This window comes from Rhodovulum strictum, assembly GCF_009649175.1.
Taxonomy (GTDB): Bacteria; Pseudomonadota; Alphaproteobacteria; order Rhodobacterales; family Rhodobacteraceae; genus Rhodovulum; species Rhodovulum strictum.
Genome location: NZ_WJPO01000001.1, coordinates 117,089 through 142,344 on the forward strand (window position 1 = coordinate 117,089; position 25,256 = coordinate 142,344).

22 protein-coding genes are annotated in these 25,256 nt (G+C 67.5%); 4 read left to right on the forward strand and 18 right to left on the reverse strand.

The features are described from left to right. Positions 1-14: 14 nt before the first annotated feature. Genes GH815_RS00605 through lptF form a run of 3 tightly spaced genes read right to left on the reverse strand, consistent with a single transcriptional unit; the run spans position 15 to position 4,401 of the window. Complete coding sequence (locus GH815_RS00605) at positions 15-2,180, reverse strand: LPS-assembly protein LptD (RefSeq protein ID WP_153746797.1); 2,166 nt, start codon at positions 2,178-2,180, stop codon at positions 15-17. Beyond that, on the reverse strand, positions 2,180-3,280 hold the full coding sequence (gene lptG, locus GH815_RS00610; RefSeq protein ID WP_153746798.1) for an LPS export ABC transporter permease LptG: 1,101 nt from the start codon (positions 3,278-3,280) through the stop codon (positions 2,180-2,182). Before lptG ends, GH815_RS00605 begins: the two co-directional genes overlap by 1 nt. Further along, positions 3,277-4,401, reverse strand: coding sequence for an LPS export ABC transporter permease LptF (gene lptF / locus GH815_RS00615; RefSeq protein WP_343030592.1), 1,125 nt, complete (start codon positions 4,399-4,401; stop codon positions 3,277-3,279). The genes lptG and lptF overlap by 4 nt, the downstream gene beginning before the upstream one ends. Positions 4,402-4,530: 129 nt before the next feature. On the opposite strand from lptF, the gene GH815_RS00620 reads away from it, so the two are divergent. Beyond that, positions 4,531-6,000, forward strand: coding sequence for a leucyl aminopeptidase (locus GH815_RS00620; protein WP_153746799.1), 1,470 nt, complete (start codon positions 4,531-4,533; stop codon positions 5,998-6,000). Positions 6,001-6,009: 9 nt separating this feature from the next. On the opposite strand, the gene rpe is transcribed toward GH815_RS00620, so the two are convergent. The 8 genes from rpe to GH815_RS00660 all read right to left on the reverse strand — a co-directional run bounded on the left by rpe (position 6,010) and on the right by GH815_RS00660 (position 15,448). Next, a complete protein-coding gene (gene rpe, locus GH815_RS00625; protein ID WP_153746800.1) occupies positions 6,010-6,705 on the reverse strand; it encodes a ribulose-phosphate 3-epimerase in 696 nt (231 codons plus the stop codon). 59 nt (positions 6,706-6,764) lie between these two features. After that, a complete protein-coding gene (locus GH815_RS00630) occupies positions 6,765-8,156 on the reverse strand; it encodes a ribulose-bisphosphate carboxylase (protein WP_153746801.1) in 1,392 nt (463 codons plus the stop codon). Positions 8,157-8,245: 89 nt separating this feature from the next. Next, a complete protein-coding gene (gene fba / locus GH815_RS00635) occupies positions 8,246-9,310 on the reverse strand; it encodes a class II fructose-bisphosphate aldolase (RefSeq protein ID WP_153746802.1) in 1,065 nt (354 codons plus the stop codon). A 12-nt stretch (positions 9,311-9,322) separates the two neighbouring features. Continuing rightward, a complete protein-coding gene (locus GH815_RS00640; protein WP_153746803.1) occupies positions 9,323-10,531 on the reverse strand; it encodes a phosphoglycerate kinase in 1,209 nt (402 codons plus the stop codon). Continuing rightward, a complete protein-coding gene (gene gap / locus GH815_RS00645) occupies positions 10,531-11,532 on the reverse strand; it encodes a type I glyceraldehyde-3-phosphate dehydrogenase (protein WP_153746804.1) in 1,002 nt (333 codons plus the stop codon). Before gap ends, GH815_RS00640 begins: the two co-directional genes overlap by 1 nt. Before the next feature lie 13 nt (positions 11,533-11,545). Then, positions 11,546-13,537 (reverse strand): transketolase, encoded by a 1,992-nt coding sequence (tkt, locus tag GH815_RS00650; RefSeq protein WP_153746805.1) that lies wholly within the window; start codon positions 13,535-13,537, stop codon positions 11,546-11,548. An 11-nt stretch (positions 13,538-13,548) separates the two neighbouring features. Continuing rightward, on the reverse strand, positions 13,549-14,421 hold the full coding sequence (locus GH815_RS00655; protein WP_153746806.1) for a phosphoribulokinase: 873 nt from the start codon (positions 14,419-14,421) through the stop codon (positions 13,549-13,551). Positions 14,422-14,440: 19 nt separating this feature from the next. After that, positions 14,441-15,448 (reverse strand): class 1 fructose-bisphosphatase, encoded by a 1,008-nt coding sequence (locus tag GH815_RS00660; RefSeq protein ID WP_153746807.1) that lies wholly within the window; start codon positions 15,446-15,448, stop codon positions 14,441-14,443. 104 nt (positions 15,449-15,552) lie between these two features. Here GH815_RS00660 and GH815_RS00665 point away from each other — a divergent pair, with 104 nt between their 5' ends. From GH815_RS00665 to cueR, 3 genes are all read left to right on the forward strand, one after another. After that, entirely contained in the window at positions 15,553-16,473 is a 921-nt protein-coding gene (locus GH815_RS00665) for a LysR family transcriptional regulator (protein WP_153746808.1), read from the forward strand. A 101-nt stretch (positions 16,474-16,574) separates the two neighbouring features. Then, positions 16,575-19,028, forward strand: a complete 2,454-nt coding sequence (locus GH815_RS00670; protein ID WP_153746809.1) for a heavy metal translocating P-type ATPase — start codon at positions 16,575-16,577, stop codon at positions 19,026-19,028. Next, the gene (gene cueR, locus GH815_RS00675) at positions 19,025-19,417 is read left to right on the forward strand and encodes a Cu(I)-responsive transcriptional regulator (RefSeq protein ID WP_153746810.1); all 393 of its coding nucleotides are present in this window, start codon (positions 19,025-19,027) and stop codon (positions 19,415-19,417) included. The genes GH815_RS00670 and cueR overlap by 4 nt, the downstream gene beginning before the upstream one ends. A 9-nt stretch (positions 19,418-19,426) precedes the next feature. Here cueR and GH815_RS00680 read toward each other — a convergent pair whose 3' ends face one another. The 7 genes from GH815_RS00680 to GH815_RS00710 form a co-directional block, all read right to left on the reverse strand. Continuing rightward, complete coding sequence (locus tag GH815_RS00680; RefSeq protein ID WP_153746811.1) at positions 19,427-19,882, reverse strand: Rrf2 family transcriptional regulator; 456 nt, start codon at positions 19,880-19,882, stop codon at positions 19,427-19,429. Then, entirely contained in the window at positions 19,879-20,349 is a 471-nt protein-coding gene (locus tag GH815_RS00685; protein WP_153746812.1) for a GNAT family N-acetyltransferase, read from the reverse strand. Before GH815_RS00685 ends, GH815_RS00680 begins: the two co-directional genes overlap by 4 nt. 98 nt (positions 20,350-20,447) lie before the next feature. Further along, complete coding sequence (locus GH815_RS00690) at positions 20,448-21,140, reverse strand: ABC transporter ATP-binding protein (protein WP_153746813.1); 693 nt, start codon at positions 21,138-21,140, stop codon at positions 20,448-20,450. After that, positions 21,133-21,876, reverse strand: a complete 744-nt coding sequence (locus GH815_RS00695) for an ABC transporter ATP-binding protein (RefSeq protein ID WP_153746814.1) — start codon at positions 21,874-21,876, stop codon at positions 21,133-21,135. Before GH815_RS00695 ends, GH815_RS00690 begins: the two co-directional genes overlap by 8 nt. Then, a complete protein-coding gene (locus GH815_RS00700) occupies positions 21,869-22,831 on the reverse strand; it encodes a branched-chain amino acid ABC transporter permease (protein ID WP_246176235.1) in 963 nt (320 codons plus the stop codon). The genes GH815_RS00695 and GH815_RS00700 overlap by 8 nt, the downstream gene beginning before the upstream one ends. A 36-nt stretch (positions 22,832-22,867) precedes the next feature. Next, positions 22,868-23,731, reverse strand: a complete 864-nt coding sequence (locus GH815_RS00705) for a branched-chain amino acid ABC transporter permease (RefSeq protein WP_153746816.1) — start codon at positions 23,729-23,731, stop codon at positions 22,868-22,870. Between the two features lie 102 nt (positions 23,732-23,833). Beyond that, positions 23,834-25,009, reverse strand: coding sequence for an ABC transporter substrate-binding protein (locus GH815_RS00710; protein WP_153746817.1), 1,176 nt, complete (start codon positions 25,007-25,009; stop codon positions 23,834-23,836). Positions 25,010-25,256 lie beyond the last annotated feature (247 nt).

Sequence of the window (25,256 nt, forward strand, 5' to 3'; positions counted from 1 at the left end):
TCTTCTTCCTGCTCTCAGAACCGGGCGCAACGCCGCGCCAGGCCCGCCCCGTCTCCGCGCGCGCCAAAGCCTGCCAGCGATACGGTGACGCCGAAATCCGTGGTCGGCTCCACACTAGTCGAGGAGGTGAACCGACGCGAGAGGGAAAGATCGACGGTGACGCATTCGTTGCGGTATTCCAGACCGATACCGGCACGCGCAGCGCGTTCGGCGACGAAATCGTAGCGCCAGTCGGTCTTGCCCGTCCAGTTGTCGCGGAACCGGTAGGCTGCATCCATCACCCATTCCGACCGGTCCTCGGGCCGGTTCTCGGCCGGGTTCGCCTCGGCCCAGAGCAGGCTTGAGGCCAGCGCGACACGGTCCGCATTCCACGCGATCCGCAGATCGTTGCGGGTGAAATCGAACCCGTCATCGAACAGCGCGCGGTTCGACAGGCTCAGATTGCCCGGCAGATCCAGCCGCAGCGCCGCCAGCCAGTCCGAGCTGTGCCCGTCCAGCCCCGAACCGGGCGCGAACTGGCCCGGATCGGTCTCGCGCCAGATCCGCCCCACCATCAGCGCCATCGACCAGCCCGCCGGATCGTGCCGTGTCCAGCCCAGCCCCAGATTGGCCCTCAGCCCTTCCTCGCGCATGTCCTCGCCCGCAAAGCGGGTCAGCGAGAACAGGTTGGCCTCGTCGAACTCGACCAGAACGCTGTCCTCGTTGGGCACGCCGTCCCGGTCCTCGCGGCTCCAGACCAGTTGCGCGACGGGTTCCAGCACATGGGTTGCGCCGTCCGCGCCCGCCTTGACCAGCGGCCAGCGCAGTTCGACCGAGGCGGCGGGCGTGGTCCGGGTGCGGTTGCCCTCGAAAACCGTGTCGTCGCCGATCCTGAAATGGTCGATGTCCAGCGCGCCCAGAACGCCCAGAACCACGCCATTGCCCAGCACCCAGTCGCGCCGCCAGTCAAGCCCGGCCGAGAACCGCGCCAGATCCAGCCCGTCCGCCGGATCGCTGGACCGGCGCTGATGATCGTGGGCCGCAAGCGTGAACCCGGCAATCCCGCCGATCACTGGCGGTTCCAGCCTGCGCGTATAGCTCAGATCGCCCACCAGGAACGGGATCGTCTGGTTGCTTTCGGACTCGCGCAGCGTTTCGAAATAGACCAGATCGGCGGCGATCAGTTCGTCCCGTCGCGCCCGGGTCAGCGACAGCGCGCTGTCCAGCCGGTCCTTGTCGGAATAGTCGTAATCCAGCAGATAGGCGGGGTCGGACACCCCCTCGATGTCGAAGTCCAGCCGGAAATCGCGCGGCAGGTCGAACCCGCCCCCGGCAAACAGGTAATAGCGCGTTTCGCCGGGCCGAAGGTCATCGCGCGAGATCGCGCCCTGGGCCTCGATATCCCCGTTGCGCAAGGCGCGGCGATAGCGCAATTCCACTGTCCGCGTCTGGCTGGTCGAGACATAGGGCGTTATCAGCAGATCCTGATGATCGCCCAGCGTCAGGAAATAGGGCAGTTTCAGCCCGGTCCCCAGACGGTCGGTCACCCGGAGCTTCGGCGTCAGAAAGCCGGTGGCGCGCTCGACCGAGGGATCGGGCACACGCAGATGGGGCAGGTAGAAGACCGGCACGCCCATCAGCTCGAACCGCGCATGGTTGAAATAAAGCTGCCGCTCCTGTTCGTCATGCACGATGCGCTGCGCCCTGATCTGCCACAGCGGCACCTCGGACTCCGAACAGACCCGGCAGGCCGAGGCCACGGTCCGGTCCAGCGTCGTGTAGCGCCCCGAAACGCGCTGGATATCGGCCGCCGCGATCTGAAGCTGCCGGTTCAGCACCATCCGGGCCGAGCGCAGGATCCCCTCGGACAGATCGCGCGACAGCGCAGCACTGTCGGCCACCAGCACCGTGTCATCGCCCGTGGTCAGCAGGATCGGCCCCTCGATCGTCAGACGGTCGCCGTCGCGGTCATAGACGATGCGCGCGGCGCTCAGGCGCGTCTGGCCATGCAGCACCTCGACATTGCCCTCGGCGACAAGCCGGTTCAACTCGCCCACGCTGACACGGTCGGCGATCAGCGTTGTCGGCAGGTCCGCGGACGCGGTCGGGGCGGTCTGGGACGTGGCCGCGCCGGGCGTCAGCGTGCCCGCGCCAAGCAGCGCCGCGGTCAGGACCGCTAGGGGGGCAGGGGCGCGCCGCATCAGCCATCCTCCAGGTACAGCAAAAGCCCCAGCGACAGCAGGATGCCGGCCACCGGCGCGCTCCAGGCGGCAAGTGCCACGGGGAGCTGGCCGGTCTCGCCCAGGACTTGCGCGAAATTTCGCAGGAAGAATAGACCGAGCCCGAGCCCGAGCGCCAGCATCACCATCATCCCCGTTCGTCCGAACCGGGCGTGGCGCATGGTGAAGCCCGCCGCCAGCAGCACCATCGCCGCCAGGATCAGCGGTCGCGCCAGTTCCATCTGGAACCAGACCCGGTGCGGCCGTGCCGAAAACCCCGCGCGTTCCAGCGAGGCGATGAACTCGGGCAGGTCCCAGATCGAGATGGCAGAGGGCTGGGCAAACCCGTCGCGGATGCGCTGGCTGGTCAGGTCCGAGGGCAACGACATCTGCGCCTGTTCGACGGCGGCCAGTTCGGGATTGGGCGTGTTCGCGTCAAAGCGCCAGCGCTTGGCATCCTGCAAGGTCCATTCCCCGCCCGCCAGCGCCGCCTCGGCCGCCTCGATCCGCCAGCCGGGCTGCCCGTCCATGCCGAAGGCCAGGAAGGTGACGTCGAAGAACCGCGTACCTTCCGGATTGGCGCGGGCGGCGCGGATCAGCATCTGGCCCTCGTCGCTTCCCTCGCGCAGCCAAAGCCCCTCGGCGCTGACCGACAGCACGCTGGTCTCGCCCGTCTTGTAGCGTTCGGTGAGCAGGCGGTACTGTTTCGAGGTCGCCGCCGCGATCGGGTTCATGATCGCCACCGCCAACCCGCCCAGAACCAGCGCCGCCAGCACCGGCGCGACCAGCGCCCGCAGTGCCGACCGCCCCGAGGCGCGCGTGATCACCAGTTCCGAGGTCCGGGCAAGCCCCAGAAACAGCGCCACCGTGGCCAGCAGCACGACCAGCGGCAGGATCGCGTACAGATCGGCAGGCACCTTCAGCGCCGACAGCTGCAACGCCTGGCGAAAACCGATGGTGCCGATATCAAAGCGCCGGATCTGATCGACCATGTCGAACAGAACGAGGATCGCGCCGAAGATGCCGCAAAGACCGAAGAACAGAAGCGTGAACTTGCGCGCGAAATACAGATGCAGCGTCATCCCGGCGCCCCCGTTCCCGCCGCCACCCGCCGCCGCCGCGCCGAGAACGCGATCAGCGCCGCGCCCATCGCAGCCCCCGCCAGCGGCGGCAGATAGGTCACCGGCCAGAGCGCGGCATCGCGCCGGGCCAGATCGGCGGCGACATTGCCAAGCAGGTTCACCCCGATCAGCAGCACGATCGCCAGCAGCACCTGCCGGCCCAGCCCGAACCGGCTGAACCCGCCCACCAGAAGCGCCCCATAGCCGATCAGCGCCCCGGCAAGCGCCAGAAGCGGCTGCGCGGTCCGCTCGTGCCCCTCGACAAGAATGACTGCGCGCGTCAGCCCGGTCTGCTCGATCAATTCATCGCTCGGCGATAACAGCGCGCGCGTCGGCAGCGTCTCCAGTCTTGGCGGGCGCAGCCGCGCGGTGTCGATCAACGCGCCGATATCATAGGCGAAATCCTCGAAACTCGCGACCGCCAGCCGCCGGTCGCCGGTGCGGTAGGATTGCGCCATCCCCTCGAACATCACCAGTTTCGGCCCGGTTTCGCCCTCGACCAGCAACGCGCGCCGGGCGGTATAGGTCACCCGCGTTCCGAGGCTGCGCGCATCCGACAGGTAGATGTCGTAAAGTTCCCCCCGGTCGGTGATCTCGCGGATATAGAAGGTGATGCCGCGCGCAGGATGCAGGAACTGGCCCGCGCTCAGGAACTGCGCCGCCACATCGCGCGAGATCTCGTCGCGCCGGTCGTCAAGCTGGGCGCGGCTGGCGGGCACCAGCACATGGGTCAGCACCGCCATCGGCAACGCGACCGCCAGCCCGAACAGCACCACCGGCCGCGCCAGCCGCCAGGGGCTGCATCCCAGCGCCTGCATCACCACCAGTTCGCTTTCCGAGGTCATGCGGTTGATCACATAGACCGTGCCCGCAAAGGCCGCCACCGGCAGCACCAGCCGGATCACGTTGGGCAGCGTCAGTGCCGCGAATTCCAGAAAGACCAGCGCCGACTGGCCATCGCCGATCAGTTGCTCGAACAGCGACACGCCGCGGTTCACCCAGTAGACCGAGACCAGCACAAGCGCGAAGAAGCCGAACAGGACAGTCAGCTGCGCAAGCAGGTATCGGTCGAATCTGGGCACGTCTTTCCCGGGGCGGTCTAGGGTCGGGACGGACACTAGACCAATCGGGCTGGGCCGGAAACTGCTATCTGGTCAAGTGCTGGGCAGGGGGCTAGGTAGGGCCAAGCACAGGACCAAGGGAGCCCAGCCATGACCACACCCGTCGCGATCAGCTTTGCCGAAACCGATCTCGAGGCCATTGCCGAGGTATCGGGCCGGATCGCGGTCTTCGTCGGCGGGGATGGCAAGCTGGACCCTGCCGCCCGCCGACTCAACCGCCTGATCAAGGGCGCGCTGGAACGCTTCGTCGCAAGCGAGGCGTTCGCCAGGCTGAAACCGGCCGAGGCCGCAACGCTGGCCTGGCCCGCCGGGATTGCCGCCGAGGCGGTGGATGTCGTGCGGCTCGACAAGCGCCCCACCCTGGACGAGGCGCGGCGCGCAGGTGCTGCGCTGGCGAAGCGGCAGGGGGCGGCCAATGTGCTGATGCTGGCCGGGGCGCAGGTCCGCGCGGCCGACATCGCCTTTGGCTTCGCGCTGCGCGCCTATGAGTTCTCCGACCACAAGACCGGCGACAAGACCCTGCCCGGCAAGGTCCGCGTCATGGTCGCCAAGCCCGAAGCCGTCGCCGCCGAGGCCGGTCCCATGGCCGCCCGTGCCGAGGGCGTGTTCTTCACCCGCGATCTGGTCAACGAACCCGCCAATGTCCTGACCACCGACGATTTCGCCGCCCGCCTCGCCGCGATGCAGGAGCTTGGCCTCGATGTCGAAATCCTCGAAGAGGACGATCTGCGCAAGCTCGGCATGCGCGCGCTGCTGGCCGTGGGGCAGGGCTCGGAAAGCCCCTCCAAGGTTGTCGTGATCCGCTGGAACGGCGGCGCGACGGATGCGGCCCCCTTGGCGCTGATCGGCAAGGGGGTGGTGTTCGACGCCGGCGGCATCTCGATCAAGCCTGCGCAGGGCATGGAAGAAATGACCATGGACATGGGCGGCGCGGGCGTCGTGGCGGGCGTGATGCGCACGCTGGCGCTGCGCAAGGCCAAGGCCAATGTGGTCGGCCTTGTCGGTCTGGTCGAGAACATGCCCGACGGCCGTGCCCAGCGCCCCGGCGACATCGTGCGCAGCATGAAGGGCGACACGATCGAGGTCATCAACACCGATGCCGAGGGGCGCATGGTGCTGGCCGATGTGCTCTGGTATGCGCAGGACCGTTTCCAGCCCGCCGCGATGGTCGATCTGGCCACGCTGACCGGCGCCATCATCGTCGGGCTGGGTCATGCCAATGCGGGCGTGTTCTCGAATGACGATACGTTCTGCGAGGCGTTCCTGACCGCCGCCGCTGCCGAGGGCGAGGGCGCCTGGCGGATGCCGCTGGGCGAGGCCTATGACAAGCTCATCAAGTCGCAGATCGCCGACATCAAGAACAGCGGCGGACGCACCGCAGGTTCGATCACCGCGGCGCAGTTCCTGCAACGCTTCGTCAAGCCCGAAACGCCGTGGATCCATCTCGACATCGCCGGCGTCGCCCGCACCCCCGAGGAAACGCCGCTGGCCCCCAAGGGGCCGACGGGCTGGGGCGTGCTGGCGCTCGACCGGCTGGTGCGGGACCGGTTCGAGGGGTAGGGCGGCCGCTCAGGCCGCCTTCAGCGCCGCTTCGGCGGCTGCCCGGATCGCCCGGATATTGGCGCCATAGACCTCGGGGTTGTCGACCGACCCGCCCGAGAACACCGCCGACCCCGCGACCAGACAATCCGCCCCTGCCGCGGCGACCAGCGGCGCGGTGTCGGGCGTCACGCCGCCGTCGATCTGGATATGGATCGGGCGATCCCCGATCATGGCACGGATCTTGCGGGTCTTTTCCACGCCGGACTGGATGAATTTCTGCCCGCCGAAGCCGGGGTTCACCGTCATCACCAGCACCATGTCGCACAGGTCCAGCACATCGGCCACCGCCTCGGCGGGCGTGCCGGGGTTCAGCACGACGCCCGCCTTGACGCCCTGCGCGCGGATCGCCTGAAGCGTGCGGTGAATATGCGGGCCCGCCTCGACATGGGCGGAAATCATGTCGGCGCCCGCCTCGGCATAGGCCTCGATATAGGGATCCACCGGCGCGATCATCAGATGCACGTCCATGAAGGTCTTGACATGCTTGCGGAACGCCTTGACCGCCGGGGGGCCAAAGGTCAGGTTCGGGACGAAATGCCCGTCCATCACATCGACATGCACCCAGTCGGCGCCCTGCGCCTCGATGGCCTGGATCTCGGCCCCGAAATTCGCGAAATCGGCGGACAGGATCGAGGGGGCGATCTTGATCGAACGGTCGAACATCTTGCGTTTCCTCCCGAAAGGGTGATGAAGCGCGGCGCCCGAAGACGCCGCGCGGGGATTTACTCGGCTGCTGCGACCACGCCCAGCTTCTGGCGCCAGCCCGGATAGAACCGGTCGGCATCGTTCGGGAAGCTCTCGAAGGCGCGGGCCAGTTCGCGGTGTTCCTTGGCATAGGTCACCAGATCGACGCCCGATTTCCACGCATCATGCGCCTGGCGCAGCGATTTCGCCCCCGCCGTGCCGCCATCCAGATGCCCGAAGGCGCCGCCGCCCGAGGTCTGGATGATGTTGGAATGACCCAGATTGTCGAAGAAGCCCGGCAGCCGCAGCGCGTTCATCCCGCCCGAGATGATCGGCGTCGTCGCCTTCATGCCCAGCCATTCCTGCGGGTAATAGGGCCCCTCGGCGCTGTCGCGTTCCAGCATGAAGGCCATGGCCTTGTCGGCGGCCTCGCCCTCCATCTTGCCGAAGCCCATCGTGCCGGTATGGATACCGCTCGCGCCTTGCAGGCGGGACATCTTGGACAGCACGAAGGCGGTATAGCCGCGCATCGACTGGGGCGAGGTGACGGCGCCATGGCCCGCGCGATGATAGTGCAGGAACTGGCGCGGGAACTGGCGGCGGCAGGTCGTGATCGCCGCGGGGCCGGTGACATAGCCATCCACCAAGAAGGCGACGTGATCGGCGTTTTCGCCAAAGGTTTCAAGGATGTATTCGCCGCGCGCGATCATCTCGAACGGATCGTCCGCGGTGATGTTGGCCGAGAACAGCTTGGCCTCGCCGGTTTCGTCCTGCGCGCGCTTCATCGCATCCGACACCAGCCGCATGGTTTCCTTCAGCGGCGCGAACACCTGGTTGCCCTGCGGTTCGTCATTCTTGATGAAATCGCCGCCCAGCCAGAATTCGTAGCAGGCATCCGCAAAGGGTTGCGGGCGCAGGCCGAGCTTGGGCTTGATGATCGTGCCGACCACCATGCCGCCATCGGTGACGCTGCGGCCCAGAACGCGCCACATGTCTGCGATGTTCATCGCCGGGCCGTCGAACAGGCGCAGATAGGCGGGCGGCACATAGAAATCGTGCATCTTGGCGTATTCGACATCGCCCATGCCCTGGTTGTTGCCGATCGTCAGCGTCAGGAACGAGCACAGCATCGCGCGCCCGTCGATGATGTTGCGGTCGAACAGTTCCACCGGATAGGCGATCTTCATCAGCTCGCGCGCCGGGTCGATCTCGTAGACCAGCGCATCCACGCCCTTGGTGAACTCGTCGGTGGTGCAGACCTCGACATTGGTGCCGGTCGAGCTTTCGGCGGCGAAATGGGCGGCGACGGACAGGTAGTCGCCAAAGCCCTCTTTCGGCTTCATGATATAGGCGCACAGCACATGGCGGCCGCCCGCGATCAGGTCTTTCTCGTCAAGATCGAGACGCGCGTAGCGGTTCGACTGATCCATGTCGTTTCCTCCCTTGGGATGGTGATTCCGTTGAGCGCGCGTTTCCGTGGAGGCAGCCCGGCCGTTTCCGAGGCCGGGCGCCCGGTGTCTCAGTTCGTCTTGGGGTCCAGGCTGCCCGAGGCATAGCGTTTCGCCATGTCGTCCATCGGGATCACCTTGATCTTGCTGGCATTCCCGGCGGTGCCAAAGGCTTCCAGCCGCAGCTTGCAGAGGTCGCGCATGGCGTCCATCGCGGGTTTCAGGAACTTGCGCGGGTCGAATTCCTTGGGGTTTTCGGTCGCGATCTTGCGGAACTGGCCGGTCATCGCCATCCGGCAATCGGTGTCGATATTGACCTTGCGCACGCCCATCCTGATGCCGCGCACGATCTCCTCGACCGGCACGCCAAAGGTCTGGGGCATGCCGCCGCCATAGGCGTTGATGATGTCCTGCAATTCCTGCGGCACGGACGAGGATCCGTGCATCACCAGATGGGTGTCGGGCAGTTTCTTGTGGATCGCCTCGATCACGCTCATCGCCAGGATCTCGCCATCGGGCTTGCGCGAGAACTTGTAGGCGCCGTGGCTGGTGCCGCAGGCGATCGCCAGCGCGTCGACCTTGGTCTTCTTGACGAAATCCACGGCCTGATCGGGATCGGTCAGAAGCTGGCTGTGATCCAGCTTGCCCTCGGCGCCATGGCCATCCTCGGCCTCGCCCTCGCCGGTTTCCAGGCTGCCCAGAACGCCCAGTTCGCCCTCGACCGAGGCACCGACCCAATGCGCCATGGTCGAGACGCGCTCGGTGATCTCGACATTGTACTCGTAGCTGGCGGGCGTCTTGGCGTCGGCTTCCAGCGAGCCGTCCATCATGACGGAAGTGAAGCCATGCTTGATCGCCGACATGCAGGTGGCTTCGTTGTTGCCATGGTCCTGATGCATGCAAAGCGGGATGTCGGGATAGATCATCGACAGCGCCTCGATCATCTTGGCCAGCATGATGTCGTTGGCATATTGCCGGGCGCCGCGGGACGCCTGGATGATCACGGGCGCGTCACAGGCCTTGGCGGCCTCCATTATCGCGATGCCCTGTTCCATGTTGTTGATGTTGAAGGCGGGCACGCCGTAGCCATGTTCGGCCGCGTGATCCAGAAGTTGCCTCAGGGTAATCAGTGCCATCAAAGTCCTCCGTCAGGCTGCATCTGCTTTGCGTTCAAGGGCGTCGAGGCCGGGCATCTGCCGGCCCTCCAGCCATTCGAGAAAGGCCCCACCGGCGGTGGAGACATGGGTGAAGTCATGCGCTGCCCCGGTGCGGTTCAGCGCGACCAGCGTATCGCCGCCGCCCGCAACCGACACCGCCAGCCCCGCGCGCGTCAGTTCCGCAACGCTTTGCGCCAGCGCCCGCGTTCCGGCATCGAAGGGGGCCGTTTCATAGGTGCCCATCGGTCCGTTCCAGACGATGGTGCGCGCGGTTCTCAACAGATCCTGATAGAGCGCGACGGTATTGGGCCCGATATCCAGGATGCGCCGGTTCGCCCGCACGCCGCCCAGCGGAACCGGATAGGAATTGATCCCCGCCCGCTGAAAGCCTGCGACGACGAAATCCACCGGCGTCACGATCCGGCAGCCTGCCACCTCGGCCAGCGCGGCAAGCTCCAGGATATCCTCGGCATATTCGGGCTCGACATAGGACCGGCCGACGGAATAGCCCCGCGCGAACAGGAAGGTATTGGCGATGCCCCCGCCCAGCAGGATCGTGTTGATCCGCGGCACCAGCCGCCGCAACACCCCCAGCCGCGGCGCGACCGAGCCCCCGCCGATCAGCGCGACCGAGGGCGGTTGCGGATCGTCCAGCGCCCCTTCGAGCGCCGAGAGTTCCTCAAGGAACAGCGGCCCCACCGCCACCCGCTCGGCTGCCAGAACGGCCGCCGTGGTCGAGGCATGCGCCCGGTGACAGCAGGAAAACGCGTCGTTCACATAGATGTCGCCAAGGCGTGCAAGCTGCGCGCCAAGGCGGGGATCGTTCAGTTCCTCGCCCCGCTCGAAACGCAGGTTCTCGCACAGCATGACCTGCCCCGGTTCCAGCCGCTGGCTTGTGCGTTCGACCATGGGATCGACGCAGCTATCCTTGAACAGCACCGGACGGCCCAGCGCCTCGGACAATGTGGGCACCAGACGTTCGGTGGTCAGCGCCGGGGTCAGTTCGCCATTCGGCCGGCCCAGATGGGTCAGCACGATCAGCCGCGCGCCCTGATCCAGCAGCGGTGTCATCCCGCGGGCAAAGCGGGCGATGCGCGTGGCATCGCCCACCCCATCCCGCGTCAGCGGCACGTTCAGATCGGCCCGCACCGCCAGGCGCCTGCCCGCAACATCCAGCGATGTCAGGGGCGTGAACGCCATCAGATCAGCGCCCCCATCGCCACGGCGGTATCCGCCATGCGGTTGGAGAAGCCCCATTCGTTGTCATACCAGGTCAGGATGCGGACCATGGTCCCGTCCATCACCTTGGTCTGGTCCATGTGGAAGACCGAGGAATGCGGGTCGTGGTTGAAATCCATGCTGACCAGCGACTCGTCGGTATAGCCGAGGATCCCCTTCATCGGGCCATCCGCGGCGGCACGGATCGCGGCGTTGACCTCGTCCACGCTGGTCGCGCGGCTGGCCTCGAACACCAGATCGACAACCGAGACGTTCGGCGTCGGCACCCGGATCGCCACGCCATCCAGCTTGCCCTTCAGTTCGGGCAGCACCAGACCCACGGCCTTGGCCGCACCGGTCGAGGTCGGGATCATGCTCATCGCCGCGGCGCGGGCGCGATACAGATCCTTGTGCATGGTGTCCAGCGTCGGCTGGTCGCCCGTATAGCTGTGGATCGTGGTCATGAAGCCGCGCTTGATGCCGATGGCGTCGTTCAGCGCCTTGGCCACCGGGCTCAGGCAGTTCGTGGTGCATGACGCGTTCGACACGACCGTATCGGCGCCGGTCAGGGTGTCATGGTTCACGCCATAGACGATGGTCTTGTCCGCCCCGTCGGCCGGCGCCGAGACCAGAACCCGCTTGGACCCGTTCTCCAGGTGGAACGCCGCCTTGTCGCGCGCGGTGAAGATGCCGGTGCATTCCATCGCGATGTCGACATCGCCCCAGGGCAGTTCCTTGGGATCGCGGATCGCCGTCACCTTGATCGGGCCGCGGCCCACGTCGATGGTGTCGCCGTTCACCGTCACGGTGCCGGGGAACCGGCCATGCACGCTGTCATAGCGCATCAGATGGGCATTGGTCTCGACCGGGCCGAGATCGTTGATCGCGACCACCTCGATATCGGTGCGGCCCGATTCCACGATGGCGCGCAGCACGTTGCGGCCGATCCGGCCGAAGCCGTTGATAGCAACCTTCACAGTCATTAATGGACCCTTCCTACTTCATCAGTTTCTTGGCGGCCGCGGCCACGGCCTCGGGCGTGATGCCGAACCGGGCATAAAGCGTCTCGGCCGGCGCCGAGGCGCCGAAGCTCGACATGCCCACGAAGGCGGACCTTTCGCCCAGAAGCGGCGCCCAGCCCTGTTCGATGGCGGCCTCGACACCCACGCGGGGCGCGCTGCCCAGCACGGCGGTCTTGTAGCCTGCGTCCTGCGCGGCGAAAAGCTCGAAACAGGGGGCCGAGACGATGGCGGCCCTGATCCCCTCCTCGGCCAGCAGATCGGCGGCCTTCACCGCGATCTCGACCTCGGACCCGGTGGCGATCAGCGTGACATCGCGCGCGCCCTCGGCTTCGCGCAGGACATAGGCGCCCTTCGCCACCCGGTTTTCCGACACATGCTCGGTGCGCAGGCAGGGCAGGTTCTGGCGCGACAGCGCCAGCAGGCTGGGCGTGGTCGTGGCGGTTGCCGCGATTTCCCAGGCCTCGGCGGTTTCCACCACATCGGCCGGGCGGAAGACATTGAGGTTCGGGATCGCCCGCAGGGACGCCAGATGCTCGACCGGCTGGTGCGTCGGCCCGTCCTCGCCCAGACCGATCGAATCATGCGTCATGACATAGCTGACCGGCAGCCCCATCAGCGCCGACAACCGGATCGCGGGGCGGGCATAATCGGCGAAGACCAGGAAGGTGCCGCCATAGGCGACAAAGCCCTTGTGCAGCGCGATGCCGTTCATCACCGCCGACATGCCGAATTCGCGGATGCCGTAATGGATGTAGCTGCCGCCGTAATTGTCCTTCGACACCGGCTGCATGCCCGCAGTCACCGTCAGGTTCGAGCCGGTCAGGTCGGCCGAGCCGCCCGCGGTGTTGGGCAGGGTGGCGTTCACGACTTCCAGCGCCATTTCGCTCGCCTTGCGGGTCGCGACCTTGGGCTTTTCGGCCGACAGCTTCGCCTTGTAAGCGTCGATGGCCGCGGCCAGCGCCGCCTTGTCCGGCGCCGCGATGGACCGCTCGAACGCACCGGCCTTTTCGGACACCGACAGCCGCGCCTCCCAGCCTTCGCGGGCTGCGCGGCCGCGGGCAGCGACGGCCCCCCAGGCGTCATAGACCGCCTTGGGCAGGGTGAACGCCTCGTGCGGCCAGTCCAGCGCCACGCGCGTCGCGGCGATTTCCTCGGCCCCCAGCGGTGCGCCATGCACCTTGTGGCTGCCCGCCTTGTTCGGCGCGCCCTGGCCGATCACCGTCTTGCAGGCGATCAGCGAGGGGCGGGGATCGTTGCGCGCGGCCTCGATGGCGGCGGCCACCGCCTCGCGGTCATGGCCGTCGACCGACTGAACATGCCATTTCGCGGCGGCAAACCGGGCCAGTTGATCGACCGAGGTCGACAGATCGGTCGAGCCATCGATGGTGATCTTGTTGTCGTCCCACAGCACGATCATCCGGCCCAGACCCCAATGGCCCGCCATGTCGATCGCCTCGTGCGAGATGCCCTCCATCAGGCAGCCGTCGCCTGCGATGACATGGGTGTAGTGATCCACCAGATCGTCACCGAAGCGGGCATTGTGCATCCGCTCGGCCAGCGCCATGCCGACCGCGGTGGTGATGCCCTGGCCCAACGGGCCCGTCGTGGTCTCGATCCCGTCGGCATGGCCGTATTCGGGGTGTCCGGCGGTGCGATAGCCCCATTGGCGGAAGTTCCGCACCTGGTCCATGTCCATGTCGGCATAGCCCAGCATGTGGTTGATCGCGTAGATCAGCATCGAACCATGGCCCGCCGACAGCACGAAGCGGTCGCGGTCCTGCCAGTTGGGCCGGGTCGGGTCGACATTCAGGAAACGGTTGTAAAGCACCGCCGCCACATCGGCCATGCCCATCGGCATGCCCGGATGGCCGGAATTGGCGGCCTGCACCGCGTCCATGGTCAGCACACGGATCGCCGTGGCCATCAGCGCCTCGGCGCCGGTGTCGATCTTGGTGGGGGCGTTCATGTCTTGCCTCCTCAGGCGCGTTTCGATTCAAGGACCAGACGCTCGATCATCGGCGTCAGGATCAGCTGCATCGCAAGGTCGAGCTTGCCGCCCGGGATCACGATCGAGTTCGCCCGGCTCATCCACGAGCCCTGGATCATCGAGACCAGATAGGAAAAGTCGATGCCGCGCGGGTTCTTGAAGCGGATCACCACAAGGCTTTCGTCGGGCGTGGGGATCCAGCGGGCCACCAGTGGGTTCGAGGTGTCGACCACGGGCACGCGCTGGAAGTTGATGTCGGTCTGGGTGAATTGCGGGATGATGCAATGCACATAGGCATGCATCCGGCGCAGGATGACATCGGTCACGGCCTCGGTGGTGTAGCCGCGCTTTTCCTTGTCGCGGTGGATCTTCTGGATCCATTCAAGGTTGATGACCGGCACGACACCGATCTTCAGATCCGCATGCTGGGGAAGGTTCACCTCGTCATTGACGACCGCGCCATGCAGCCCCTCGTAGAACAGCAGGTCCGAGCCGTCCTCGAACGGGGCCCATTCGGTGAACTCGCCGGGCGGCACGCCGTAAAGCTCGGCCTCGTCATTGTCATGGACATAGTGGCGCGTCCGGCCGGTGCCGGTCTCGCCATACTGGCGGAAGACATTCTCCAGCTGCTTCAGCTCGTTGGCCTCGTAGCTGAAATGGCTGAAGGTGAAGTCCCCCGCGGCATAGCGCCGGTCGAGTTCGGTTTTCATGTCCTTGCGGTTGAACCGGTGAAAGGCGTCGCCCTCGATCGAGACCGCCTTCACGCCTTCGCGGCGAAAGATCTGGTCGAAGGTGTGCTTGACCGTGGACGTCCCGGCGCCCGACGAGCCGATGACCGAGATGATCGGGTGTTTCTTGCTCATGTCTGTTCTCCCTGGGGCGTTAGACGCGGAACAGGCCGCGATTGCCGAAGAGTGCGTTGACTTCCTGTTCGGGAAGGTCGTGATAGGCCGCCACCCGGCTGACCTTGTCGGTCGAGCCGAAGACAAAGGGCGTGCGGGCATGCAGTTCGGTCGCGGTCTTGTCGAGGATGCGATCCTGCGCATCCGTCGCCAGACCGCCCGCCTGTTCGATGACAAAGGCGATGGGCGCGCATTCATAGACCATGCGCAACCGGCCCTTCTCATAGCCCTTGCGCGAGTCGGCGGGGTAGAGGAACACGCCGCCCCGGCTGATGATCCGGTGCGTCTCGGCCACCAGAGAGGCCACCCAGCGCATGTTGAAATTCTGGGCGCGCGGCCCCTCGTCGCCGGCGATGCAGTCGTCGATATAGGCGCGGATCGGCTTGGCCCAGTGCCGGTAGTTCGAGGCGTTGATCGCGAACTCGCGCGCCGTCGTGGGCACCCTGACCGCCTCCTGCACCAGCACGAACTGCTTGCTGTCGGGGTCCAGCAGGTATTCCTGCGTGCCCTTGCCGAAGGTCACGACCAGCATGGTCTGCGGCCCGAAGATGATGTAGCCGCCGCCCACTTGTTCGTTCGCCGGGCGCAGGAAGCTGGCATCGCCGTCTTCCTTCGCGTCGAAGATCGAGAAGATCGTGCCGATCGAAACGTTCACGTCGATATTCGACGAGCCGTCCAGCGGGTCGATGGCCAGCGCGAAGCGGCCCTTGGGGTCAAGCTCGACCACCGCATCCTGTTCCTCGGACGCATACCAGCGCACATCCGCCGTGGCCAGGCGCCGGGCGAATGCTTCGTCGGCGAGCACGTCCAGCGCCTTCTGCGTGTCGCCGCCGGTATTCTCGCCGACCTCGGCGCCCAGCGCACCGCCCAGCGGTCCGCGCTGGATCGTGTTCGAAAGGTCGGCGCCGACCTCGCAAAGCGCGTTCATCAGCGGCTGAAGCGCGGCGGGGATATGCTGCAAATCCCGGATCGGATTTTTCGTCTGCATAATTTTCTCCCGAATCTGGCGGCGGGATGCCGTTGTCGGTTGCTAGATGAGAAGACGGGGTCTACAGAATTTAAAAAGTCCGAAGCTGCATTAGATAAAATTTAATGCCCAAGCCCGAAGCCGTCACACTCAAGCAACTCAGGGCCTTGCAGGCCCTTGCCGAGCATGGCTCGATCACCGCCGCGGCTGAGGCAATTCGCCTCACCCCGCCCGCGGTCCACAGCCAGTTGCGCCAGCTCGAGACCAATTTCAACGCCCGCCTTGTCGAGCGCGGCCCCCAGGGCGGCGCCCGGCTTACCCGCCAGGGCGAGGCGGTTCTGGTCGGCGCCCGCGCCATCGAGACCGCGCTGGAAGCCTGCGCCGATCACGTCCGCGCGGTGAACGAAGGCATGGAGGGGATGGTCAGCCTGGGCGTTGTCGGAACCGCCAAGTATTTCGCCCCCGGCATCGTCGCCGGGTTGCAGCGCGCCTTTCCCACCATCGACGTGATCCTGCGCGTGGGCAGCCGCGATTTCGTCGTCAACGCGCTGGCCAGCGCCAGCGTAGATCTTGCCATCATGGGCCGCCCGCCGCGCCATCCCGAGGTGCAGGCCACCGTTCTGGGTCCGCACCCCTATATCCTGATCGCCCGGCCCGGCCACAAGCTGGCGGGGCAGGGGCGTCTGCCGCCCGAGGCGATCCTGACCCAACCGCTTGTCACCCGCGAGGAAGGCTCGGGCACCCGCATCCTGCTGGACCGCTATCTGGAACGGCTGGGCCGCGGCCGGCCCGCCCGGGTGATCGAGTTCGACGGCGACGAGACGATGAAACAGGCGGTCATGGCGGGGCTCGGGATCGCGCTGATCTCGCGCCATACGGTGATCGAGGAATTGCGCACAGGCCGTCTGGTCGAGCTTGAGGCCGAGGCGCTGCCGCTGGTGCGCCAATGGTTCCTTGTCCATCGCGCCGATACCGCCCTCAGCGCGGCGGGGCGGCGCGTGCATGGCCATATCGTGGGGCTTCAGGGCGCTTTCCTGCCGAAATGATGCGCGCAGGCAGGGCGTTCCGGCGCCCGCGCCTTCCCCGGCCTTGACCTTCCAGCGGCTGGAAGCCCTATCTGGGGCGCATGCATATGCAGGAGAGGCCGATGGACGCGACCGTCACGACCACCACCACCCGGCTGCGGCTTGAGGGGCTGCATTGCGCAGGCTGCGTGCGCCGGGTCGAGCGCGCGCTGGCCGACCAGCCCGGGGTTGCCGCCGCCCGCGTCAACCTGGCGACCGCCACCGCCGAGGTCGATCATCGCGGCCCGGTCGCGCCCCTGGTGGCAGCCGTTGAATCCATCGGTTTCGGCGTCACCCGCGCCGAGATCGCGCTGGCCGTCGAGGGGGCAACCTGCGCCTCCTGCGTCGCCCGGATCGAACGCGCGCTGCTGGCGCAACCGGGTGTCACCGCGGCCCGCATGAACCTTGCCACCGGCGAGGCGCGCGCGCAGGTGATCGCGGGGCTGGCGGATGCCCCGACACTGGCCCGCGCGCTGGCCGATGCGGGCTATCCCGCCACCCCGCTGGCCGGTAGCACCCGCGACCCCGGCGCCGCGCAGGCCGCCGAGGCCCGCGCGCTGGCCCGGCGCACCGCGCTTGCAGCTATTCTGGCCCTGCCGGTCTTCGCGATCGAGATGGGCGGCCACATGATCCCCGGCTTCCATGCCGCGCTGGCCGGGGCGGTGGGCGAACAGCCGCTGCGGATGCTGTCCTTCCTGCTGACCACGCTGCTGCTGGCCGGGCCGGGCCGGGTCTTTTTCGCCCGCGGCCTGCCGCTTCTGCTGAAGGGGGCGCCGGACATGAACGCGCTGGTGGCGCTGGGCACCGGTGCCGCCTGGGGGTTTTCCACCATCGCGACCTTCGCCCCCGGCCTGCTGCCCCCCGGCACCGCGCATGTCTATTTCGAGGCCGCGGCGGTGATCGTCACGCTGGTCCTGCTGGGCCGCATGCTCGAAGCCCGCGCCAAGGGCCGCACCGGGGCCGCGATCCGGCGGCTGATGGCGCTGCGCCCCGACACCGCCCGCGTGGTGACGGATGCGGGTATCGAGGAACGCCCGGTCGAGGCGCTGGTGCCCGGCGATCTGATCGAGGTGCGTCCCGGCGAACGCTTCGCCACCGATGGCGAGCTGGTCGAGGGGCAGGGGCCGGTCGACGAATCCATGCTGACGGGCGAGCCGATGCCGGTGGACAAGGCGCCGGGCGATCCGGTCACCGGCGGCACCGTGAACGGCCCTGCTGCGCTGCGTTTCCGCGCGACGGCGGTGGGGGCGGACACGGCGCTTGCCCGGATCGTGGCCATGGTCGAGGCCGCACAGGGCGCCAAGCTGCCCGTGCAGGCGCTGGCCGACCGCGTGACCGCGGTTTTCGTCCCCGCGGTTCTGGCCGTCGCCGCCGTCACCGTCGCGCTGTGGCTGGCCCTTGGTCCTGCCCCCGCGCTGGGGCTGGCGCTGGTCGCGGGCGTGTCGGTCCTGATCATCGCCTGCCCCTGCGCGATGGGGCTGGCCACGCCCACCTCGGTCATGGTCGGCACCGGCCGCGCGGCCGAACTGGGCGTGCTGTTTCGCAAGGGCGCGGCCTTGCAGGCGCTGGCGGGCGTGGCGACCGTCGCCTTCGACAAGACCGGCACGCTGACCCAGGGGCACCCCGCCGTGACCGAGGTGGCACTTGCCCCCGGCGTCACGCGGGACGAGGCGCTGCGCCTTGCCGCCGCGCTCGAATCCCGCTCCGAACACCCCATCGCGCGGGCCATCCTTGACGCCGCCCCCGGCGCCCCGCCCCCGGCCGAAGCCGTCGAGGCGCTGCCGGGCTTCGGCCTCAGGGGCCGGGTCGAGGGTGCCGAAATCCTTGTGGGCGCCGCCCGGCTGATGGACCAGCACGCCATCGCGCCCGGCGATCTGGCAGACCCTGCCGCCCGCATCGCGGCCAGCGGCGCAACGCCTGTCCATGTCGCCCGCGATGGCCGCGCGATTGCCGTGCTCGCGCTGGCCGATCCGGTCAAGCCCACCGCACGCGCCGCCATCGCCGCGCTGCATGGCATGGGCGTGCGGACCGCGCTGATCACCGGCGATACCGAGGCAACCGCGCATGCCGTCGCCGCCGAACTGGGCATCGACCGGGTCACGGCGGGCGTTCTGCCCGGCGGCAAGGTCGCGGCACTGGACGCGTTGCGCGCCGACGGCCCGCTGGCCTTTGTCGGCGACGGGCTGAACGACGCCCCTGCGCTGGCGGCCGCCGATATCGGCATCGCCATCGGCACCGGCACCGATGTCGCGATCGAGGCGGCGGATGTGGTGCTGATGGCGGGCGATCCGCAGGGCGTGGCCGAGGCGCTGAACCTCAGCCGCCGCACCCTGCGCAACATCCGCCAGAACCTGTTCTGGGCCTTCGCCTACAACACCGCGCTGATCCCGGTGGCGGCGGGGCTCCTCTATCCGCTCTGGGGGATGCTGCTCTCGCCGATGCTGGCGGCGGGGGCGATGGCGGCCTCCAGCCTCTTCGTGCTGTCGAACGCGCTGCGGCTGCGGCACCTGCGCCCCGTGACCGGGAGGGTCGCATGAATATCGGACAGGTGGCCGCGCGCACCGGCCTTCCGGCCAAGACCATCCGCTATTACGAGGAGATCGGCCTGATCCGCCCGATGCGGGGCGAGAACGGCTATCGCCACTTCTCCGAACGCGACGCCCATAACCTTGCCTTTCTCGGCCGGGCGCGTTCCTTGGGCTTCACCATCGAGGAATGCCGGGTGCTGCTCGCGCTTTACGCCGATCAGGGCCGGGCCAGCGCCGATGTGAAACGGGTCGCAAGCGAACATCTGGCCCAGATCGACGCCAAGATCGCCGAACTGCGCGAGATGCGCGCGACGCTCGCCGATCTGGTTGAGGCCTGCGCGGGCGATCACCGGCCCGATTGCCCGATCCTGCGCGGTCTGGCGGGCGAGGATGGCTAGGGTTCTGTCCTAGCGCAGGGCCGCGGCGCGGCGGATCATGTCCTCGGCGGGGGCGTCGGGAATGCGGCGGGCGATCTTCAGCATCGTGTCCACCGTAATCGAGGACAGCGTGGCGCGGGTGGCCTCCTCGATCTCGCCCAGCACGCGGCGCAGCGCCTGACCCTTGCGGGTGCGGTCGCCGGGTTCCGACATGCCCTGTCCGATCGGCCAGATCGGTTCGAACAATTGCACGATGTCCAGCAGGTTCAGCCGCTTGGCATTGCCGCAGAAGCGATAGCCGCCACCGACCCCGCGCGAGGCTTCGACCAGACCGGCGCGGCCGAGCGTGCGCAGCACCTTGGCCAGATGGTTGGTCGAAAGGTCGTATTTCTCGGCGATCTCGGCGGCGGAAAGCTGGCGTTCGGGTTCCGAGGCCAGTTCCAGGATGGCGAACAGCGCGTGGCGCGTGGCAAGCTGGAGTTTCATTCGTCCAGGTCCTTCTCCAGTTCCACGAAGGGGCCGGCCATCATCCCGTGCGCGCGGAAGAAGGACAGGATCAACTGCGCCTCGCGCGCGATCATGGTGCGCACCTTGGTCACGCCCGCCTGCCGGAAGCGGTCGCAGACCGCGTCGAACAATTGCGTGCCGACCGAGCGCAGGCGGTTGTCGGGATCGACCCCGATGGCAAATATCCAGCCGCAGGGTTCTGAACCGAATTCCCAGGCCCGGATCTCGCCCGCGATGAAGCCGACCCGGCCGCTACCGTTGCGCGCGACCAGAAAGAAGCTGCGGCCCGGTTCGCTGCGCGCGCCCTCGAACAGGCGGCGCCAGTAGTCGGGTTTCGGCCGACCGGTGATCTGGGCGTCCAGCGCCTCGATCCAGGCCAGATCGGCTTCGGCGACCGGGTCGATCACGACCTGGGCGGTGTCGGAAAGGGTCTGAAGCTCTGCCATGTCCTGCACGATTTCCGGCCCGGTCCTTGCCGCGCCTTTCTGGATTCATCCTAAACTAGTACCGGTATGCAGGAATGGCAACCGCCCCGGTGGCGGTATCACACCCCCAGCCAGCGGTGCTGCAATTCGGCATCGGCGCGGATCGCGGCGGGGCTGCCCGACCAGACGACACGGCCCCGGCCGACCACCGCCACGTCATCGGCCAGCGAGGTGGCAAAGCCGAAATTCTGTTCGACCAGGATCATCGACATGCCCGCCGCGCGCAGTTCGGCCAGCTTGTCATGGATCAGCTTGACGATGATCGGCGCCAGCCCCTCTGTCGGTTCGTCGAGGATCAGCAGGCGCGGGTTCATCAGCAGCGCCCGCGCGATCGCCAGCATCTGCTGTTCGCCGCCCGAAAGCTGGGTGCCGCCGTTTTCCAGCCGCTCGCCCAGCCGCGGGAACAGCTCGATCACCCGCTCGAGCGTCCACTCGCCCTTTCGGGCCACGCGGGCGGCCAGCATCAGGTTCTCGCGCACGCTGAGCGAGGGGAAGATGTCGCGCGTTTCGGGCACATAGCCGATGCCGAAGCGCGCGATGTGATAGGGCCGCCGGTCCAGCGGCGCCCCGGCAAAGCGGATCGTGCCCTTCTTCAGCGGCAACAGGCCCATCACTGTCTTCAGCGTGGTGGTCTTGCCCGCGCCGTTTCGGCCCAGGATCGCCAGCACGCGGCCGGGCTGTGCGCATAGCGTCATGCCGTGCAGAACCTGCGTCTCGCCATAGCCGGAATCGACGCCGTCAAGCTCAAGCATTTTCCCACGATCCCAGATAGATGTCCCGCAGCAGCGCCGAGTTGCGCGCGTCGTCGGGGGCGCCGTCAAAGACGACCTCGCCATAGTTCAGCACGGTGATCCGGTCGGCCACGTCAAAGGCAAGGTCCATGTCATGCTCGACAATCAGCAGCGTCAGATCGCGCGGCAACGAGGACAGCATGTGATGAAAGCCATGCGCCATTTCCGGGCCGATGCCGGATGTGGGCTCGTCCAGCAGGATCACCCGGGGGCGGGTCGCCAGCGCCAGCCCCACCTCAAGCTGGCGGCGCACGCCGTAGGAAACGGCCGAGACCTGCGCCCCCAGATGCGGGGTCAGGTGTAGCCGGGCCGCGACCTCGCTCACCGTCTCGCGCACCGCGGGCGCGGCAAGTGCATCGCGCAGGATCGAGCGGGTGGCACCGCTTGCGACCGCGGCGGCAAGGCCCAGATTCTCGGCCACGGTGAGCCCGTCGAACAGGGTGTTCTTCTGATAGCTGCGGGCCAGTCCCAGCCGCGCGCGTTCGGCCACGGGGGCGGCGGTGATGTCGCGCCCGTCCAGCAGGATCCGGCCCGCATCGGGCGCAATCTCCCCGGCCAGCAGGTTGAACAGCGTGGTCTTGCCCGCACCGTTGGGGCCCAGGATCACCCGCCGCTCGCCCTTGTCCAGCCGGAACGACACGTCGCGGGTGACATGGATCGCACCGAAGCTCTTGTCGAGATTGCGCACATCAAGCATCGCGGGGCTCCCGGTGCGGGGCGTCCGCCTTTGCCGTGCGGCGCGCGGCCAGCCGGGCCAACCTCCCCTCGACAAAGCCGAACAGGCCATTGGCCCGGCTCATCACAACCGCGATCAGGATCAGGCCGACGACAAGATGCCAGTAGGGGGTAAGCGCGCCGATTTCGTGGCGCAGCACCACAAAGGCCGCGGCGCCAAGGATCGGCCCGACAAAGGTGCCAAGCCCGCCCAGGATCACCACCACCAGCGCCTCGCCCGAGACGGTCCAGGCCATGAGCCCCGGCGAGATATACATCACATGCTGCGCCGCCAGCACCCCCGCCAGCCCCGCAATCATCCCCGACAGTCCGAACAGATGCGCCTTGGTCCGCCACACGGTCAGCCCCAGCGCGCGCATCCGCCTTTCGTTGTCGCGGATGCCCACCAGTGCCCGCCCCAGCCCCGAGCGCAGGATCTGCGCGGCGGCCAGCGCCACCAGCACCAGCGCCGCCAGGCAATAGAGCGCGAAGGCGCGCGACCGGTTCAGGTCGATCCCCAGCGCCGACAGGTCCGGCCGCGCCAGCCCCGCCAGCCCGTCATCGCCGCCGAAGAACGGACTTTCGAACACCAGCGCATAGCCCATCTGACCGAAGGCCAGCGTCACCATGATGAAATAGATGCCGTGGCTGCCCGCGCAGATCGCGCCGATGATCCAGCCCACGGCGCCGGTGAACAGCACCGCGAACAGCATCGCCGCCCAGACCGGCAGGCCAAGCGACATGCCGGCCATGGCAAAGGCATAGGCCCCCGCGCCCATAAGCGCACCATGGCAGAGCGACACCATGCCGCCGAAGCCCGCCACCATGTCCAGCGCGATCACCAGAATGGCAAGGATCAGGATCTCGGTCAGGATTTCGAGCCCGGCATAGCCGCTGGCAAAGGCCGAGAAGAGCGCGCCCGCGAACAGCAGCGCCAAAGTCCCAAGACGAAGGGGCGAAAGGTGGAACATCGCTCAGCCCCGCGCCGGAAACAGCCCGGCGGGCCGCAGGATCAGCACCGCCGCAAGCAGCGCATAGATCAGCACCGAGGCAAGCCCCGGCATCAGCACCGCGCCAAAGGTCTGCACGAAGCCGAAGATCAGCGAGCCCGCCATCGCGCCCCACAGGCTGCCCAGCCCCCCGATCACCACCACGATCAGCGTGGGGATCAGGATCTTCAGCCCCATGTCGGGCGTCACCGACAGGACCGGCGCCGCGACCGCCCCGGCCAGCCCCGCCAGCGCGCAGCCGATGCAGAAGACCAGCAGGAACAATCGCTCGACATTGATCCCGAGACAGGCGGCCATCTGGTCGTTGTCCACCCCCGCCCGGATCATCGCCCCGATCTGGGTGTGTGCCAGCACCAGCGCCAGCGCGGCAAAGATCGCCGCCCCCAGCGCGATGATGAACAGCCGGTAGACCGGATAGGTCACGCCCCCGATCTCGATCCGGCCCGACAGCAGGTCGGGCACCTCGATGCCCAGCGCGATGTCGCCCCAGATGATCCGCGTCAGGTCGAGCAGCACGAAGATCAGCCCGAAGGTGACCAGAACCTGCGCCATCGGCCCGCTTTGCCGCATCCGCCGGATCAGCAGCCAGTAAAGCAGCAGGCCCAGTTCCGCCACGATCAGCGGGGCGACCAGCAGCCCCGCCCAGTAGCCCACCATGCCCGCGACGGTTGCCGCCACATAGGCGCCCACGGCGTACAGCGCGCCATGGGCGAGGTTGACGAAATGCATCAGGCCGAAGATCACGGTCAGCCCGACCGACAGCAGAAAAAGCAGCATCGACAGTTGCAGCGCGTTCAGCGTCTGGAACAGCCAGAATCCGAAATCCATCCGGTCCTCCGTCGCGGGCGGGCAGGGGGCCGCCCCGGGCGGGGCGGATGCGCAGGCGAAGGGGCCGGTCCGGGCGGGTGGCCCGGGACCGGCCGGTGCGGCTCAGTTGGTGGCCGACAGGGTGCAGCCATTGGCCGGGTCGGCCTCGGCCGGCAATTGCGCCAGAACCTTCTGGGTCAGCCCGGTTTCGCCCGCCACCGTCTCGTAGACATAGATCGGCTGGACGATGTTGTTTGTTGCTGGGTCGATGGCGGTCGGCCCGCGCGGCCCCTCGAACGAGACCTTGGCCAGCGCCTGCGCCAGGCTTGCCCGGTCGGCCGCGCCCGTCGCGGTTGCCTGCACCAGCGCGCGGGCCGCGTCATAGCCCTGCACCGCGTATTCCGAGGGGACGCGCCCGGTTTCGGCCTGAAACGCCGCGACAAAGGCCGCATTGGCCGCGTTCTCGATGGTGGGCACGTAATGCAGCGCCGCGATCACGCCCTCGGCCGCGGGGCCTTCGGCCTCGACATAAAGCGGCGAGGTCAGGAAACCCGCGCCGTAAAGCGGCATCGCCTCCTTCAGCCCGAAACTGTCATATTGCTTGACGAAGGAAATCGCCTCGCCCCCGGCGAAGAAGGCATAGACCGCCTCGGCGCCGCTGGCCCGGGCCTTGGCAAGATAGGGGCCGAAATCCTGCGTGGTCTGGAACGGCGTGAATTCCTGCCCGACCACCTCTCCGCCCGCCGCGGTGAAGCCGTCGACAAAGGCGCCGATCATCTGCCGGCCGGCGGCATAATCGGGCGCGATGGTATAGACCTTCTGCACGCCCTGCGCATGCAGCCATTCGCCCATCGGCCTGTTCACCTGCCGGTTCGAAAACGACATCCGGGTGATGAAGGGGCTGCATTGCTCGCCCGTCGCCTCGTCATTGCCCGCATTGGCAACGATCAGCGGCACGCCGCTATTGTGCACGAAATCGCGGATCGCGCCCAGAACGCCCGAGCTGACCACACCGGCGATCACGTCCACCTGATCGTCCAGCACCAGCTTGCGCGCCTTGGCCAGCCCGACCGGCGGCTTGACCTCGGTATCCTCGCGCACGATGGCAAAGCGGGCCTCGGTTTCGTCGGCAAAGGCCGCAAGCCCCAGCCGGAAGCCCGCCTCGATATCGTTGCCAAGCGCGGCATAGACCCCGGAATAGGGCAGAAGCAGCCCCACCTTGATCTCGTCGGCCGCAGCCGGCAGCGCCAGAGCGCCCGCGCAGAGCCCCGCAAGGGCCCCGATCGCCTTGTCCTTCATGTGTTTTCCTCCCTGGATCGTCTTTTCTGGGTAACGTCGTCGATCTGTCCCGGATGCGTGCGTCCGGCCATCGGGGATGGCGCGGCCAAAAGATCATTCATTGTCGCGACGCGCCAAGGCGCCGCGATCCTTGCCCGCATGGCCGGTCCTGCGCGGTTCCTGGCGCCCGGGGCATGGCGGTGTGTCGTCTGGACGAGTCTTAATATAGCATTATCGTACCTATTTGCTTTATGTCAAGCCGCCGAGG

Coding starts and splice junctions, on each gene's coding strand:
- GH815_RS00630 (WP_153746801.1), bottom strand. CDS start 8,156: ATGGATCAGTCGAACCGCTACGCGCGTCTCGATCTTGACGAGAAAGAC.
- tkt (WP_153746805.1), bottom strand. CDS start 13,537: ATGAACGCCCCCACCAAGATCGACACCGGCGCCGAGGCGCTGATGGCC.
- GH815_RS00660 (WP_153746807.1), bottom strand. CDS start 15,448: ATGCAGACGAAAAATCCGATCCGGGATTTGCAGCATATCCCCGCCGCG.
- GH815_RS00685 (WP_153746812.1), bottom strand. CDS start 20,349: ATGGCAGAGCTTCAGACCCTTTCCGACACCGCCCAGGTCGTGATCGAC.
- GH815_RS00670 (WP_153746809.1), top strand. CDS start 16,575: ATGGACGCGACCGTCACGACCACCACCACCCGGCTGCGGCTTGAGGGG.
- GH815_RS00640 (WP_153746803.1), bottom strand. CDS start 10,531: ATGGCGTTCACGCCCCTGACATCGCTGGATGTTGCGGGCAGGCGCCTG.
- GH815_RS00710 (WP_153746817.1), bottom strand. CDS start 25,009: ATGAAGGACAAGGCGATCGGGGCCCTTGCGGGGCTCTGCGCGGGCGCT.
- lptG (WP_153746798.1), bottom strand. CDS start 3,280: ATGACGCTGCATCTGTATTTCGCGCGCAAGTTCACGCTTCTGTTCTTC.
- GH815_RS00680 (WP_153746811.1), bottom strand. CDS start 19,882: ATGAAACTCCAGCTTGCCACGCGCCACGCGCTGTTCGCCATCCTGGAA.
- GH815_RS00665 (WP_153746808.1), top strand. CDS start 15,553: ATGCCCAAGCCCGAAGCCGTCACACTCAAGCAACTCAGGGCCTTGCAG.
- GH815_RS00620 (WP_153746799.1), top strand. CDS start 4,531: ATGACCACACCCGTCGCGATCAGCTTTGCCGAAACCGATCTCGAGGCC.
- rpe (WP_153746800.1), bottom strand. CDS start 6,705: ATGTTCGACCGTTCGATCAAGATCGCCCCCTCGATCCTGTCCGCCGAT.
- GH815_RS00655 (WP_153746806.1), bottom strand. CDS start 14,421: ATGAGCAAGAAACACCCGATCATCTCGGTCATCGGCTCGTCGGGCGCC.
- GH815_RS00605 (WP_153746797.1), bottom strand. CDS start 2,180: ATGCGGCGCGCCCCTGCCCCCCTAGCGGTCCTGACCGCGGCGCTGCTT.
- GH815_RS00695 (WP_153746814.1), bottom strand. CDS start 21,876: ATGCTTGATGTGCGCAATCTCGACAAGAGCTTCGGTGCGATCCATGTC.
- cueR (WP_153746810.1), top strand. CDS start 19,025: ATGAATATCGGACAGGTGGCCGCGCGCACCGGCCTTCCGGCCAAGACC.
- GH815_RS00690 (WP_153746813.1), bottom strand. CDS start 21,140: ATGCTTGAGCTTGACGGCGTCGATTCCGGCTATGGCGAGACGCAGGTT.
- GH815_RS00705 (WP_153746816.1), bottom strand. CDS start 23,731: ATGGATTTCGGATTCTGGCTGTTCCAGACGCTGAACGCGCTGCAACTG.
- gap (WP_153746804.1), bottom strand. CDS start 11,532: ATGACTGTGAAGGTTGCTATCAACGGCTTCGGCCGGATCGGCCGCAAC.
- fba (WP_153746802.1), bottom strand. CDS start 9,310: ATGGCACTGATTACCCTGAGGCAACTTCTGGATCACGCGGCCGAACAT.